This is a genomic window from Serratia sp. NPDC087055 (assembly GCF_044900985.1).
Classification (GTDB): Bacteria; Pseudomonadota; Gammaproteobacteria; order Enterobacterales; family Enterobacteriaceae; genus Serratia.
On sequence record NZ_JBJDOG010000006.1, the window covers coordinates 24,450 to 40,125 of the forward strand.

Genomic DNA, 15,676 nt, shown 5'->3' on the forward strand with positions numbered 1-15,676 from the left:
TAAATATATTTCTATTAGTACTAACTATAGCGGCAAGTAGTATCGATGTCGTTACACTGGTTTGAGTCGTAAAAACGAACATCGGGTTTAAGTCAGCCAACAGAAGAGAATTTGCTGGTTATGTTGGATCTGGTCCAGGATATGGTCTTTAAGATGCTAATATCAGAACGTGAACTGGTGTTCAGGATGATTAAAGTAACATCTGCATTTACGTAACGGGAACTGAGCATTAGCGGAGAGGAAAATTAAGGGTAATCTTTGAAAACTGAATCCCGGATTAGCTTCTTTAGCACAATGTCATTGTGTGAATGAGATTATAAATCTCAATAAGAAATGATTTATATGACATTTTCAAGCTGGTCAGCGATTTCCATGATTTTCAACCAGTCGGAATCACTGTAATGATGTCCTTCAATCTCAAGGGAGATCTTCGCATTGTTCATGGCAGACTTTGCGATTGATCGACGGCTTACAGTACGAGAGTGTGCATTCGGGCCGCGAATGTACACTATGACGTTGCTAGAAGTATGGCCTCGCGCTGAGCGGGTAGTCATTTTGATTCTCCTGATGACAGGGTTTGAATATATGACCATCAGTATATTCCTCAACCCAATTTCTTCAAATAGATCCCTTTGGAGCCTCAGTATCCTTGGTGATGACGTTTTTCAATTCCCGCTCTAGTCGCATTAATTCCTATAAAATCTCTTTTATTTCTATAAATGACAACCACCACCGACCAGGGCGGCCATAGAAGCACTGTGATGCGGCGCACGAAACGGCCTCTGTCGCCATGGCAGCGCTTGTGCGGGATGTTGCAGCAGGCTGGCTACGGCAATGCTTTCCAGCGCCTCCTGGTCGGTTAGCGGAGGGAGGAGGGTATTTAGGCGGCTGGCCAACATGGTTTTCCCCGTCCCCGGAGGGCCGACCAATAGCAGGTTGTGGCCCCCGGCAGCGGCGATTTCCAGCGCTCGCTTTGCCTGCTCCTGGCCCAGTATGTCCTGAAGATCAGCGGTTTCTTGTGCCGTATCCGCTGCAAGCGGGGCAGTGGCTACGGGTAAATCGCTTTTACCTAACAAAAACGCACAAACCTCAAGCAGGTGTTCCGCCACCCTTGTTTCACTTTGCGTAATCAGCCCCACCTCTCGCCCATTGGCGGTAGCTAAAACCAGCTGTCTGCCTGCATCCAGTGCCGCCAGCGCGGCGGGGATCGCCCCGCTGACAGCCCGCAATGCGCCGGATAACGCCAGTTCCCCGAGAAACTCATAGCGAGCTAACTTGTCGGCTGGCAGCTGCTCGGAGGCGGCCAGGATCGCCAGAGCAATCGGCAGGTCGTAACGGCCGCCTTCTTTGGGCAGGTCTGCGGGGGCCAGGTTGACGGTGATGCGCCGGGCAGGAAAGGTGAAGCCATTATTAATCAAAGCACTGCGCACCCGATCGCGCGCTTCTTTCACCGTGGTTTCCGGGAGCCCGACCAGGGTCAGACCGGGTAGCCCATTACTGATATGCACTTCTACCGTGACTGACGGGGCCTGAACGCCCAGTGTGGCCCGGGTATAGATAACCGCCAATGACATATTGCTCTCCTCTCTGAAGGCAACATGATGCGGAATATGCGCATTAGAGGCGCGGCAACCTTAGAGTATTTGCGGGGTGAATCTTAATTAAAATAATAAATTTCATGTGGATAGAGATGTTTTTGTGCTGCACTGCGCAAGGCGTGGCAATACCCCTTAACAATTACGTGAATGCAGCAACACATTAGCAGGCCAATCCTGTTGCGGCAGGAGGGGGAATGGGTGTATTTAACAATTAGTTAATATAAAGATCACCTCGTTAACAATCTCCGACCGCCAACGCATCCGCCACGGCAGCCGCTAAAGCTCATGACCTCGTCTTCTAGAGTAGGGATAACATATGTTTGGTTGGACCCCGCTGCAACGCAATGCAGCCATCGCCAGTTTTTCAAGCTGGACGCTCGACGCTTTCGATTTTTTCGTGCTGGTATTTCTGCTCAGCGATATCGCACAGTCTTTCCATGTCGGAATGGAAGAAGTGACACTGGCGATCTTGCTGACCTTGGCGGTACGCCCGATTGGCGCGTTAATCTTTGGTCGTGCGGCCGAAAAGTACGGTCGTAAACCGATCTTGATGCTGAATATTGTCTTCTTCTCGGTATTTGAACTGCTGTCTGCGGCGGCACCGTCGTTGACGGTGTTCCTGTTGTTGCGGGTGTTATACGGCGTGGCAATGGGCGGGATCTGGGGCGTGGCATCGTCACTGGCGATGGAAACGATTCCCGATCGCTCACGTGGCCTCATGTCAGGGATTTTTCAGGCAGGTTACCCGTTCGGCTATCTGTTGGCGGCAGTGGTGTATGGTCTGTTGTTTGAGGTGGTTGGCTGGCGTGGCATGTTCGTGATTGGTGCTGCACCCATTTTGCTGTTGCCGTTTATTTATTATTGCGTGCAGGAGTCACCGGTGTGGCTGGCGGCGCGAGAACGCAAGGAAAGCAGCGCATTACTGCCGGTGCTGAAAAGCCATTGGAAGCTCTGCGGCTACCTGGTATTGCTGATGGCGGCGTTCAATTTCTTCTCGCACGGTACCCAGGATATGTATCCGGTATTTTTGAAAGTTCAACATGGTTTCGATCCTAAAACCGTCAGTATCATCGCCATTAGCTACAATATCGCGTCAATTATTGGGGGCGTTTTCTTTGGGGCGCTGTCGGAAAAAATCGGCCGCAAGAAAGCGATTATTATTGCCGCGCTCTTGGCGTTGCCCGTGATCCCGTTATGGGCGTTTTCCAGCGGCTCGCTGATGCTGGGAATTGGCGCGTTCCTGATGCAGTTCATGGTACAGGGGGCTTGGGGCGTAATACCGACTTACCTCACTGAGTTGGTCCCGGCGAACACCCGCGCGGTACTGCCAGGATTTGTTTACCAGTTGGGTAACTTGATCGCCTCCGTCAATGCCACGCTACAGGCAACGATCGCCGAGCATAATGGCCAAAATTATGGATTGGCGATGGCAATCATCGCCGGTACGGTAGCGATCATCATTGCGCTGTTGGTGTTCTTTGGTAAGGACACGCGCGGCAAGGCGATCTCGGGGGCAGTGAAGCCCTCCGGCCCGCACGCCAGCGTGTGAAAACCGGGCATGTTGCGCGAGGTATGACCAGATTGCGCCGAATAATAACGCAAAAAAAGTGTTGTCATGCCGCGCGGGACTATGGTACCTCTGTAGGTATTAGTTCGAAACGAGCACAGTGAACAAACCTATTATGAAAGCCTTTGCCCAAGTGATTAGCCTAGTCGTGATTAGCGTGGTGGTGATTATTATCCCACCGTGCGGGGCTGCACTTGGACGAAGAATGGCTTAGAAAACAAGCCGGAATCGCAAGAGAACCCCCGCACCGTAAGGTCCGGGGGTTTTTTATTGGCAAGAGAAAAGTGAAGCGAGGATAAAAATATGAGTAACAGAACAAAATCCTGCAATTGTCGAAGTAAGGCGGGGAAATAACCATGAACGGGGCTCAGTGGGTAGTACAAGCGTTGCGTGCGCAGGGGGTTGATACGGTATTCGGCTATCCGGGTGGCGCAATCATGCCGGTCTACGATGCATTGTATGACGGCGGGGTGGAACACCTACTGTGCCGCCACGAGCAGGGCGCCGCGATGGCTGCTATTGGTTACGCTCGCTCAACCGGTAAAGTTGGCGTTTGCATTGCTACCTCTGGCCCCGGGGCTACCAACCTGATCACTGGCCTGGCCGATGCCTTGCTGGATTCCGTTCCCGTGGTGGCGATTACCGGTCAGGTGGGCTCTGCGCTGATAGGTACCGATGCTTTTCAGGAGATCGATGTTCTCGGCCTGTCTTTGGCCTGCACCAAACACAGCTTCCTGGTGGAATCACTGGATGCGCTGCCGGGCATCATGGCGGAAGCCTTTGCCATTGCAAGCAGCGGCCGTCCCGGCCCCGTGCTGATCGACATCCCGAAAGACATCCAACTGGCTCACGGCGAATTGCACCCACACTTGATGCCGGTAGTGGAAGAACTGAACTACCCGGCGGCAGAGTTGGCACAAGCCGCTGAGTTGCTGGCGCAGGCACACAAGCCCATGTTGTACATCGGCGGTGGCGTTGGCATGGCGCAGGCGGTACCGGAATTACGCGAGTTTATCGCGGCGACCCAAATGCCTAACGTCGTCACGTTGAAAGGGCTGGGGGCAGCGGATGCCGAGCAACCGCATTACCTCGGTATGTTGGGGATGCACGGCACCAAGGCCGCCAATCTTGCGGTGCAAGAATGCGACTTGTTGATCGCTGTCGGCGCACGTTTTGACGATCGCGTGACCGGTAAACTGAATGCTTTTGCACCACACGCCAAGGTGATCCACATGGATATCGACCCGGCGGAAATGAGCAAATTACGTCAGGCACATGTCGCGCTGCAGGGTGATTTAAAGGCGTTATTGCCCGCGCTGCAGCAGCCGCTGACAATCACCGCCTGGCAGCGCCGCGTGGTTGAACTGAAAGAAACACACCCTTGTCGTTATGATCATCCAGGCCAGCCGATTTACGCGCCGCTGCTGTTGAAACAGCTGTCTGAGCGCAAGCCGGCCAATAGCGTGGTCACCACAGACGTGGGCCAGCACCAGATGTGGACCGCACAGCACATGACCTTTGAACGCCCGGAGAATTTCATCACCTCCAGCGGGTTGGGCACCATGGGCTTTGGCGTACCGGCTGCGGTTGGCGCACAGATGGCTCGCCCGGAAGATACGGTGATCTGCATTTCGGGCGACGGTTCTTTCATGATGAACGTGCAGGAATTAGGCACCATAAAACGTAAACAGCTGCCGCTGAAAATCGTTTTATTGGATAACCAACGTTTGGGCATGGTTCGTCAGTGGCAACAGCTGTTTTTTGACGGGCGTTACAGCGAAACCACCCTCACCGATAACCCAGATTTCTTGATGTTGGCCAATGCCTTTGGCATCCCTGGCCAGCGTATCACCCGCAAAGATCAGGTAGCAGACGCGCTCGATGCGTTATTCAACAGCGACGGGCCTTATATGCTGCATGTGTCGATTGATGAACTCGAAAACGTCTGGCCGCTGGTGCCGCCGGGTGCCGGTAACGAAACCATGTTGGAGAAAATATCATGATGCACCATCAACTCTCGATCCAGGCCCGTTTTCGCCCTGAAATGTTAGAGCGTGTATTGCGCGTCGTGCGTCATCGCGGCTTTCAGGTTTGTGCTATGAATATGGCTGCGGCTGCAAATACCGACAAGATTAATATTGAATTGACCGTTGCCAGCCAGCGCCCGGTGGATCTACTGTCATCTCAGTTGAGCAAACTGATGGATGTCTCCTGCGTTGAGATCCAGCAACAAACATCACAACAAATACGCGCCTGATGCGTGAGAAGGATAAAGAACAATGACGAAGAAAGCCGATTACATTTGGTTCAATGGTGAGATGGTTCCTTGGGCTGACGCCAAAGTACACGTGATGTCACATGCGTTGCACTATGGCACTTCGGTGTTTGAAGGCGTCCGTTGCTACGACTCTCATAAAGGCCCGGTGGTGTTCCGTCACCGTGAGCATATGCAACGCCTGCATGACTCGGCAAAGATCTACCGTATGCCCGTATCGCAAAGCGTTGATGAGTTGATGGAAGCCTGCCGCGCGACGCTGCGTAAAAACAATCTGGGCAGCGCTTATATTCGTCCGTTAGTGTTTGTGGGCGACGTTGGCATGGGGGTTAACCCGCCAGCCGGTTATAAAACAGACGTGATTATCGCGGCGTTTCCTTGGGGCGCGTACCTGGGTGAAGAGGCGCTGGATCAAGGCATCGATGCGATGGTTTCGTCTTGGCACCGCGTGGCGCCAAATACTATTCCCACCGCGGCCAAAGCCGGCGGTAACTACCTTTCCTCGCTGCTGGTGGGCAGCGAAGCGCGCCGCCATGGTTACCAGGAAGGGATTGCGCTTGACGTGCACGGGTATATTTCCGAAGGCGCAGGCGAGAACCTGTTCGAAGTGAAAGACGGTGTGCTGTTTACCCCGCCGTTTACGTCTTCTGCACTGCCGGGCATCACCCGCGATGCCATCATCAAACTGGCGAAAGACATGGGCTTCGAAGTGCGTGAGCAGGTGTTGTCGCGTGAATCACTGTACCTGGCCGACGAAGTCTTCATGTCCGGCACCGCCGCAGAAATCACCCCGGTGCGTAGTGTTGACGGCATCCAGGTCGGCATTGGCAAGTGCGGCCCGGTAACCAAACAGATTCAACAGGCGTTCTTTGGCCTGTTTACCGGCAAGACTGAAGACAAGTACGGCTGGTTGGACCCGGTAAACCAATAACAATGTTACCCGTCGTCTTTTAAACCGCCGCGTTGTTGGCCGCAGCTTGAAAGCCATAGGGTAAACGACAGACAGACAATAATATTCAGGCGGTTCGTTCGCCGCCTGTAATAAATACATTTGGAGTAAAGAGCATGCCTAAGTACCGTTCCGCCACCACAACCCACGGCCGCAACATGGCGGGTGCCCGCGCATTATGGCGCGCGACCGGAATGACCGACGACGATTTTGGCAAACCCATTATTGCGGTGGTTAACTCATTTACCCAGTTCGTTCCGGGCCATGTGCATCTGCGTGATTTGGGCAAGCTGGTTGCAGAACAGATCGAAGCCTCAGGCGGCGTTGCCAAAGAGTTCAACACCATTGCGGTGGATGACGGTATCGCGATGGGCCACGGCGGCATGCTCTATTCTTTGCCATCTCGTGAATTGATCGCCGACTCGGTTGAATACATGGTGAATGCCCACTGCGCGGATGCGATGGTGTGCATTTCCAACTGCGACAAGATCACCCCAGGGATGCTGATGGCGTCACTGCGCCTTAACATTCCGGTGATTTTCGTTTCTGGCGGCCCGATGGAAGCCGGCAAGACCAAGCTGTCCGATAAGATCATCAAACTGGATCTGGTGGACGCGATGATTCAGGGTGCCAACCCGAACGTCAGCGACGCCGACAGCGAGCAGATCGAACGTTCCGCCTGCCCGACCTGCGGCTCCTGTTCCGGCATGTTCACCGCCAACTCGATGAACTGCCTGACCGAAGCGCTGGGCCTGTCACAGCCGGGCAATGGCTCGTTGCTGGCGACCCATGCCGACCGTAAAGAGCTGTTTATTAACGCCGGTAAACGCATCGTAGCCTTGACCAAACGTTACTACGAGCAGGGTGATGAAAGCGCGTTGCCGCGCAATATCGCCAACAAGGCCGCATTCGAAAACGCCATGACGCTGGATATCGCCATGGGCGGCTCGACCAATACCGTATTGCACCTGCTGGCCTCCGCACAGGAAGGTGAAATCGACTTCACCATGGAAGATATCGACCGGCTGTCACGCAAGGTACCGCACCTGTGCAAGGTGGCGCCAAGCACCCCGAAATACCATATGGAAGACGTACACCGCGCCGGTGGTGTACTGGCTATTCTTGGCGAGCTGGATCGCGCTGGCCTGTTGAACCGTGACGTCGACAATATCCTGGGCATGAAACTGCCGGAGACGTTGGATAAATACGACATCATGCTGACCCAAGATGACGCGGTGAAGAAAATGTTCCGTGCCGGTCCGGCGGGTATCCGCACCACCAAGGCGTTCTCGCAGGATTGTCGTTGGGATACGCTGGATGATGACCGTGCAGAGGGCTGTATCCGTTCGCTGGAAAATGCGTTCAGCCAGGAGGGGGGGCTGGCCGTACTGTACGGCAACATGGCGCTGGACGGCAGCATCGTTAAAACTGCGGGCGTCGACAAAGAGAACCTGACCTTCCGCGGTCCGGCCAAAGTGTACGAAAGCCAGGACTCGGCGGTGGACGCGATCCTCGGCGGCAAAGTGGTTGCCGGCGACGTGGTGGTGATCCGCTACGAGGGGCCTAAAGGTGGGCCGGGCATGCAGGAAATGCTGTACCCAACGACCTACCTTAAGTCCATGGGGCTGGGCAAAGCCTGTGCGCTGATCACCGACGGCCGCTTCTCCGGCGGTACCTCGGGCCTGTCTATTGGCCACGTTTCTCCGGAAGCGGGCAGCGGTGGTCTGATTGCGTTGATCGAAGATGGCGACATGATCGACATCGATATTCCAAAGCGCAGCATGGTGCTGGACGTCACGGACAGCGAACTGGCGGCGCGCCGTGAAGTTGAGCTGGCACGTGGCGATCGGGCATGGACACCGAAAAATCGCGAGCGTCAGGTTTCCTTCGCCCTGCGCGCTTACGCCATGCTGGCGACCAGCGCCGACAAAGGCGCCGTGCGCGACAAGAGCAAGCTGGGAGGCTAAATATCATGGCGGTATCGCAACCCCTACCCGACGCTCCCTGTGGCGCGGAGTATTTGCGAGCGGTGCTCCGCTCGCCGGTTTATGAGGTGGCTCAGGTCACCCCATTACAGACCATGAGTAAAATATCTTCACGCCTCGGCAATACCATTTTGGTGAAGCGTGAAGATCGTCAGCCGGTTCACAGTTTCAAGCTGCGCGGGGCTTACGCCATGATTGCCAGCCTGAACGAAGAACAAAAGGCCCGCGGTGTGGTGACGGCTTCGGCTGGCAACCACGCCCAGGGCGTAGCCTATTCCGGCAAACGCGTGGGTATCAAAACGTTGATCGTGATGCCGGTGTCCACCGCAGATATCAAAGTGGATGCGGTACGTAGCTTTGGCGGTGAAGTGTTGTTGCACGGTGCCAACTTTGATGAAGCCAAGGCCAGAGCGATTGAGCTTTCACTCAAACAGGGCATGACGTTCGTGCCACCCTTTGATCACCCAACGGTGATCGCCGGGCAGGGCACGCTGGCCATGGAGTTATTGCAACAAGATGCGCATCTTGACCGGGTGTTTGTGCCGGTTGGCGGGGGCGGCCTGGCGGCGGGCGTGGCGGTATTAATCAAGCAACTGATGCCGCAGATCAAAGTGATTGGGGTGGAAGCGGAGGATTCCGCGTGCCTGCGTGCGGCGTTGGATGCTGGGCATCCGGTGGACCTGGCGCGTGTCGGGCTGTTTGCCGAAGGCGTGGCGGTGAAGCGTATCGGTGACGAAACCTTCCGCCTGTGTCAGGAATACCTGGACGACGTCATCACCGTCGACAGTGACGCCATTTGCGCCGCGGTCAAAGATCTGTTTGAAGATGTGCGCGCCATTGCCGAACCGTCCGGTGCGCTGGCGCTGGCCGGGCTGAAAAAGTATGTGCAACAGCACAATATTCAGGGCGAGCGTCTGGCTCATGTTTTGTCCGGTGCCAACCTGAATTTCCATGGTTTGCGCTATGTGTCGGAACGCTGCGAATTAGGTGAACAGCGTGAGGCCCTGCTGGCGGTGACCATTCCAGAGCAGAAAGGCAGCTTCCTGAAGTTTTGCCAACTGTTGGGGGGCCGGTCGGTAACGGAATTTAACTACCGGTACGCCGATGCGGATAATGCCTGCATTTTCGTCGGTGTTCGTCTGACGCGCGGCCATGCCGAACGGCAGGAAATTCTCGATGAGTTACGCGCCGATGGTTATCAGGTCGTGGATCTGTCCGACGATGAAATGGCCAAGCTGCACGTGCGTTACATGGTCGGTGGGCGTCCTTCAAAACCACTGCGTGAGCGTCTGTACAGCTTTGAGTTCCCGGAGTCGCCAGGTGCATTGCTGAAGTTTCTGCAAACCCTGGGGACCCACTGGAATATTTCACTGTTCCATTACCGTAGCCACGGCACTGACTTTGGTCGCGTGCTGGCAGGCTTTGAACTGTCGCAGACTGAACCCGAGTTTGAGCAACACCTACAGGCATTGGGCTACGACTGCCACGATGAAACGGATAACCCGGCATTCCGCTTCTTTTTGCAGGGCTAAAGGCGTTAACAAGGATGGCGTATGACGGATAAATTTAGTGGCTTTAGCCAGCAAGGCCTGAATTTCCTCCAGCAGGTGCGTATCGAAAACGACAAGGAATGGTTTGAGGCTAATCGCAGCGTTTACGATAGCGAACTGCTGACGCCGTTCCGTTCGCTGGTGGCTGAACTTGCCCCGACGATGCTGGCGATTGACCCGCAGTTTGAAACCCGGCCGGCGATCGGTAAAACGCTGTCGCGCATTCACCGCGACACGCGTTTTTCTCATGATAAATCGCGCTACCGTAGCCGCATGTGGCTGACGTTCAAACGGCCGAGCAAAGACTGGAAGGATGCGCCGGTTTACTTCTTCGAACTGGGGCCGGACATGTTGCGCTACGGGCTGGGATATTACAGTGCCAACAAAGCCACCATGGACCTATTTCGTCATACGCTGCAGCGCCGCCCGCAGCCATTTTTAGAGGTGGCAGCTTGCTGTCAGCCGCCGTTCGAGCTGGTGGGGGAAAGCTACAAGCGTCCGCTGGTTAAAGAGCAGGCGGCAGACATTGCCACCTGGTACAACCGTAAATCCTTTGCGGTGATGGCGACTGATAGCCAGGTGGAAAAGCTGTTTAGTGCCGACCTGACGAAGATGTTGGCCCAGGGTTTTCAACAGCTAGAACCGCTGTACCACTGGCTGATGCAGGTGGAGGCGATGAAGCAAGTCGATCCGGCTGATTTATAAATGCCCGTTGTCTTTCGAGCCGCGTCTCAAAGTAAACGCCAGAACGCGTCAATCAACGGATCGCTGAGGCGTTTTTTCTGTACACAGACACCTAACTCGAACGGCTCGACCATCGATATATTCTCCAACTGCGAGATACGGTTGCGCACTGGCTCTGGGCTGTTGTCTACGACCACGCCGGGGATCAGTGCGATACCGCAGCCCAAGGCTACCATCGAGACAATGGCCTCGTGGCCGCCAACGGTGGCGTAAATCAGTGGGTTGGGAATACGCTGGCGGCGGAACCACAGTTCGATACGTTTTCGCGACGGGCCATGCTCCGGCAGGATAAACGGAATATTGGCCCAGTCGGGCTGCTCGGCAAAGGCCTGACTGCGTACAGCACAGGGCAGCGCCGGCGCAATCAGCACCAGTGGGATCTCACCGATTTTAGTGAAGGCCACGCTGGTGGGCAGGGTTTCGGGGCGTCCGGCAATGCCGAGGTCGGCTTCGTTGGATTGCACTTTATCGACGGCGTCGGCGGCGTCACCGGTGGTGAGTTTGATCTCTACCAACGGATGCTGTGCGCGGAAGCGATCGAGGATTGGCGGCAAGTGGCTGTAGGCGGCGGTGACAGAGCAAAACAGCCGCAGCTCGCCGCTCAGAGAGGGGCCATGTTGGCCCAGCGCATGTTTCAGTTGCTGGTATTGCAACAGCGTTTGCTGGGCAAAGTCTTTCAGCTGTTCACCAGCATCGGTGAGCTGCACAGTGCGGTTGTCACGCAAAAATAGCGGCTGCCCGAGGATCTCCTCCAGCCGTTGGATCTGGCGGGAAAGTGTCGACGGGCTGACGTGCATCGCCTTGGCGCTTCGGCCAAAGTGATGGCTCTCGGCCAGATGAAGGAACAGCTTTAAATCACGCAAATCCATATCAGTACGCTCGCAGCAAGAGTGTTGCAAAAATTGCAATGTCACATTCGTAATATATCAATTTAAGCAACGCGTTTCCTGTTATACATTGAGTTTAACGAATCTCCGCACAGACAGGGCGGGGAATGAAAAATAACAGCAAGACACAACATCTAACTGGAGTACCACCATGGCTAACTATTTCAACACCTTGAACCTGCGTCAGCAGTTGGCGCAATTAGGCAAGTGTCGCTTTATGGCACGTGAAGAATTTGCTGACGAAGCGAGCTACCTGAAAGGCAAAAAAGTGGTGATTGTCGGCTGTGGCGCACAGGGCCTGAACCAAGGCTTGAACATGCGTGACTCGGGCCTGGATGTTGCCTATGCCCTGCGTAAAGAAGCCATCGATGAAAAGCGTCCTTCATGGCGCAAAGCGACCGAAAACGGCTTCAAGGTAGGGACTTACGAAGACTTGATCCCACAGGCAGACTTGGTCGTTAACCTGACGCCAGACAAGCAACATACTTCTGTTGTGCGTGCAGTGCAGCCGCTGATGAAAGACGGCGCAGCGCTGGGTTACTCACACGGCTTCAACATCGTCGAAGTGGGCGAGCAAGTGCGTAAAGACATCACCGTGGTGATGGTTGCGCCAAAATGCCCGGGTACCGAAGTGCGCGAAGAATACAAACGTGGTTTCGGCGTACCGACCCTGATCGCGGTTCACCCGGAAAACGATCCGAAAGGCGAAGGCATGGCGATCGCCAAGGCCTGGGCCGCAGCGACCGGCGGTCACCGTGCCGGCGTACTGGAATCCTCCTTCGTTGCCGAAGTGAAATCTGACCTGATGGGCGAGCAAACCATTCTGTGTGGCATGCTGCAAGCGGGTTCACTGCTGTGCTTCGACAAACTGGTTGCTGAAGGCACCGAGCCGGCTTATGCGGAAAAACTGATTCAGTTCGGTTGGGAAACCATCACCGAAGCGCTGAAGCAGGGCGGTATCACCCTGATGATGGATCGCCTGTCTAACCCGGCCAAACTGCGCGCCTTTGCGCTGTCCGAGCAACTGAAAGAGATCATGGCGCCACTGTTCCAGAAACACATGGACGATATCATCTCCGGTGCTTTCTCCAGCGGCATGATGGCTGACTGGGCAGAAGACGACGTGAAACTGCTGAACTGGCGTGAAGAGACCGGCAAATCAGCATTCGAGAACGCGCCGCAGTTCGAAGGCAAAATCAGCGAGCAAGAATACTTTGACCATGGCGTACTGATGGTTGCAATGGTGAAAGCCGGCGTTGAGCTGGCGTTCGAAACCATGGTTGACGCGGGCATCATCGAAGAGTCTGCTTACTACGAATCACTGCACGAGCTGCCGCTGATCGCCAACACCATTGCGCGTAAGCGTCTGTACGAAATGAACGTGGTTATCTCTGATACTGCGGAATACGGTAACTACCTGTTCGCTAACGCGGCAGTGCCATTGCTGAAAACGTTTATGACCACTCTGCAGGCGGGTGACTTGGGTAAATCTGTTGCCGGTACGTCCGTGGATAACGCGCAACTGCGCGATGTGAACGAAGCGGTGCGTAATCACCCAATCGAATCCGTTGGCCGCAAGCTGCGTGGTTATATGACGGATATGAAACGTATCGCGGTGGCAGGCTAAATACCCGTCGTCTTTCAGGCTGTAGCGTTGTTACCTGCACTATCACACCCCAGTCACTTACTAAAGTAAGCTCCTGGGGATGAGATAGCTTGGTGCCTAGCTACAACCTGAAATCCATAGGGTATTAAGATGGGTTTTCGAGTCCAATAAAAAGGCCAGCGTCGTTGCTGGCCTTTCGCCTTTCTACGGCACAGGAATCATTGTGGCATGGCGGCGAGGGGAATAATGGCACCGCGATGCTGGATCACCGTGCTGGCGGTCAGATGGCCGCGCTGCGCTGCCTGTACGACATCACCGCCGGTTAAACGCACCGCCAGATAACCGGCGCTGAAGGAATCGCCCGCTGCGGTGGTATCCACCACTTTTTCTTTCGGCAAATGTACCGCCGGGATCTCGAATTCGGTGCCTTCGGCACTGAACACCAGGCAGCTATCTGCGCCGCGTTTGATCACTATCTCGGTCACGCCCAGCAACTGCGTGCGCTGCACCACCTGATCCAGCGGATGTTTGCCCCACAACAGGTCTTCATCATCCAGCGTCAGAAAAGCAATGTCTGTACAAGCCAGCACCTCGCGATAGGCCTGTTGCGCTTCTTCTTTGCTTTGCCACAGCCGTTGACGATAGTTGTTATCGAAAATGACCTTGCCGCCGTTGGCGCGGCACTGGCGCAGTAACGTCAGCAGCCGGGCACGGCTGCTGGCATCGAGAATCGCCACGCTGATACCGCTGAGATACAGATAATCGAATTGGGCCAGCTGTTCGCACAACGTCTCTGCCTGCGGCCCTGCGAGCCAGTAGCGGGCTGCGGCATCATTACGCCAGTAATAGAAGGTGCGTTCGCCGGTCTCATCGGTTTCGATCACGTATAGCCCCGGCAGCTTGTCTTCCAATCGTTGGATCAGGCGTGTTTTCACTTTTTCCTGCTGCCAGGCCTGCAGCATTTCCTCGCTGAAACTGTCGGTGCCGAGTGCGGTAACGTAATGCACCTGCAGCGCCGTTTCTGCCACTTGACGGGCGATGTAAACGGCGGTGTTTAGCGTATCGCCGCCAAAACCACGGCTAAGGTCCGCGCCTTTCTGCGACAGTTCAATCATGCATTCGCCGATCACGGCAAGATTCTGGGTGGTCATAGTCACTGAGCCCTGGCTGAAAGAAGAAGGTGAATTGATGCGAATGCAACCAGTCTCAACGCAAGGGGTGGGGGGAGTCAATGAAAATAAAACAACGTTTTAATTTAATTATGACGCCGATCGGGAAACGCAAAAATTTCCCGATCGGGCGACCGGATCCTGCCGTTATTTAGCGGCGGCGCGCAGATCGGTCACGCATTTACCACCGATACCCCAGTTGTCGGTTTCTACCTCGTCGATGACCACCACGGTGGTGGCCGGGTTTTTCCCCAGCGTATCCACCAGCAGTTGGGTTACGCCAGCGATCAGCTGTTTCTTTTGCTCCGGTGTCGCGCCTTCACGGGTAATTTTGATATTTACGTAGGGCATGTTTTTTCCTTGGGTTTTGAGACGTCTATTCAATGTAAAAGGCTTTCACTGCCGCTTAAAGTTTTATTACCTGCTGCCGATAAATCAAGGGAAGCAATCACGCAGCCTGAGCGTTTTCATTTCCCTTCGATGGCGATAGTACCAATGACAACCAAGATGACTTCTGGTCTGCTGGCGCCACTCTTTGCCGTCTGCTCGCATATAAAAGCGCAGCATTACTGGCGGCAATGCCGGCGCCAGTATACTTTCCAACCGATCTACCGTACCTCCGGTGCTTTGCTGGCGCTCGAGCTGCTGACGGCGGTTTATCATCCGTCTGCGCCAGACAAACCCCTTTCGCCAGAGCTTTATTTTGCTGCTCTCAACGTCCATAAACGGCTGCAGATCATTCAGGAACAGCTTGAATTGCTCCAGCGCTGGCAACCGTTGCTGACTCTCCACGGGTTGATGGTCTCGGTTAATATTGACGGGATTGCATTGGAGGCATTGCAGCGGCACTGTGCGTTGCAACGTCAGATTGCCAACATGCCTTACCTGCGCTTTGAGCTGGTGGAACATGCGGGAATGGCGTTGAATGGCCCATTGCATCAAATTGTGGGCGCGGAACGATTATGGTTGGATGATTTTGGGAGTGGGCTGGCAAATTTCTCCGCCGTTAGCACCTGGCGCTATCAATATATTAAGGTGGCGCGAGAGTTATTTACCCTGCTGAAGCAAACGGAGGATGGCATCCAGCTGCTCGCAACCTTGGTCAGAATGATGAACCAACACAGCGAAGGGGTGATCGTCGAAGGGGTAGAAACAGAGCAAGAGTGGTTGCTGGTACAGCGCTCCGGCGCGCTGGCTGCCCAAGGCTATTACCTTTCCCGCCCGGCCCGTTTTGAAACCCTGCAAACCCTGCCTACACTGTTTTCTGCACCGACTGTTTGATCGCCCGCCGCCCTAAAGCGTGAACTCTTGCCTATCCTCGGCTAGGCTTGGTAAAGGTTGCTTAT

13 protein-coding genes and 1 pseudogene are annotated in these 15,676 nt (G+C 54.9%); 10 read left to right on the forward strand and 4 right to left on the reverse strand.

Going from position 1 to position 15,676, the window contains the following annotated elements:
• Positions 1-725: 725 nt before the first annotated feature.
• Positions 726-1,574 (reverse strand): annotated as a pseudogene (locus ACI2J2_RS21085) (YifB family Mg chelatase-like AAA ATPase); the annotation flags it as partial.
• A 340-nt stretch (positions 1,575-1,914) separates the two neighbouring features.
• Between ACI2J2_RS21085 and ACI2J2_RS21090 the strand changes: the two are divergent.
• From ACI2J2_RS21090 to ACI2J2_RS21125, 8 genes are all read left to right on the forward strand, one after another.
• Positions 1,915-3,147, forward strand: coding sequence for an MFS transporter (locus ACI2J2_RS21090; RefSeq protein WP_209639425.1), 1,233 nt, complete (start codon positions 1,915-1,917; stop codon positions 3,145-3,147).
• A gap of 133 nt (positions 3,148-3,280) precedes the next feature.
• Positions 3,281-3,379, forward strand: coding sequence for an ilv operon leader peptide (ilvL, locus tag ACI2J2_RS21095; protein WP_015962288.1), 99 nt, complete (start codon positions 3,281-3,283; stop codon positions 3,377-3,379).
• 142 nt (positions 3,380-3,521) lie between these two features.
• A complete protein-coding gene (gene ilvG, locus ACI2J2_RS21100) occupies positions 3,522-5,168 on the forward strand; it encodes an acetolactate synthase 2 catalytic subunit (RefSeq protein ID WP_404760797.1) in 1,647 nt (548 codons plus the stop codon).
• Positions 5,165-5,422 (forward strand): acetolactate synthase 2 small subunit, encoded by a 258-nt coding sequence (ilvM, locus tag ACI2J2_RS21105; RefSeq protein ID WP_061808667.1) that lies wholly within the window; start codon positions 5,165-5,167, stop codon positions 5,420-5,422. Before ilvG ends, ilvM begins: the two co-directional genes overlap by 4 nt.
• Positions 5,423-5,444: 22 nt before the next feature.
• The gene (gene ilvE, locus ACI2J2_RS21110) at positions 5,445-6,371 is read left to right on the forward strand and encodes a branched-chain-amino-acid transaminase (protein ID WP_209639420.1); all 927 of its coding nucleotides are present in this window, start codon (positions 5,445-5,447) and stop codon (positions 6,369-6,371) included.
• Positions 6,372-6,505: 134 nt separating this feature from the next.
• On the forward strand, positions 6,506-8,356 hold the full coding sequence (gene ilvD / locus ACI2J2_RS21115) for a dihydroxy-acid dehydratase (protein WP_404760798.1): 1,851 nt from the start codon (positions 6,506-6,508) through the stop codon (positions 8,354-8,356).
• 5 nt (positions 8,357-8,361) lie between these two features.
• A complete protein-coding gene (ilvA, locus tag ACI2J2_RS21120) occupies positions 8,362-9,906 on the forward strand; it encodes a threonine ammonia-lyase, biosynthetic (protein ID WP_209639414.1) in 1,545 nt (514 codons plus the stop codon).
• Between the two features lie 21 nt (positions 9,907-9,927).
• Entirely contained in the window at positions 9,928-10,629 is a 702-nt protein-coding gene (locus ACI2J2_RS21125) for a DUF2461 domain-containing protein (protein WP_209639410.1), read from the forward strand.
• A gap of 26 nt (positions 10,630-10,655) precedes the next feature.
• Here ACI2J2_RS21125 and ilvY read toward each other — a convergent pair whose 3' ends face one another.
• Positions 10,656-11,537 (reverse strand): HTH-type transcriptional activator IlvY, encoded by an 882-nt coding sequence (ilvY, locus tag ACI2J2_RS21130; RefSeq protein ID WP_404760799.1) that lies wholly within the window; start codon positions 11,535-11,537, stop codon positions 10,656-10,658.
• Between the two features lie 169 nt (positions 11,538-11,706).
• Between ilvY and ilvC the strand changes: the two genes are divergently transcribed.
• Positions 11,707-13,182, forward strand: a complete 1,476-nt coding sequence (gene ilvC / locus ACI2J2_RS21135) for a ketol-acid reductoisomerase (protein ID WP_209639405.1) — start codon at positions 11,707-11,709, stop codon at positions 13,180-13,182.
• A gap of 197 nt (positions 13,183-13,379) precedes the next feature.
• Here ilvC and ACI2J2_RS21140 read toward each other — a convergent pair whose 3' ends face one another.
• Both ACI2J2_RS21140 and ACI2J2_RS21145 read right to left on the reverse strand, forming a co-directional pair.
• Entirely contained in the window at positions 13,380-14,312 is a 933-nt protein-coding gene (locus ACI2J2_RS21140; RefSeq protein WP_404760800.1) for a sugar kinase, read from the reverse strand.
• 165 nt (positions 14,313-14,477) lie between these two features.
• Positions 14,478-14,681, reverse strand: a complete 204-nt coding sequence (locus ACI2J2_RS21145) for a 2-hydroxymuconate tautomerase family protein (RefSeq protein ID WP_209639399.1) — start codon at positions 14,679-14,681, stop codon at positions 14,478-14,480.
• 144 nt (positions 14,682-14,825) lie between these two features.
• On the opposite strand from ACI2J2_RS21145, the gene pdeH reads away from it, so the two are divergent.
• Positions 14,826-15,611, forward strand: coding sequence for a cyclic-guanylate-specific phosphodiesterase (gene pdeH / locus ACI2J2_RS21150; RefSeq protein ID WP_265556088.1), 786 nt, complete (start codon positions 14,826-14,828; stop codon positions 15,609-15,611).
• The last annotated feature ends 65 nt before the right edge of the window (positions 15,612-15,676 follow it).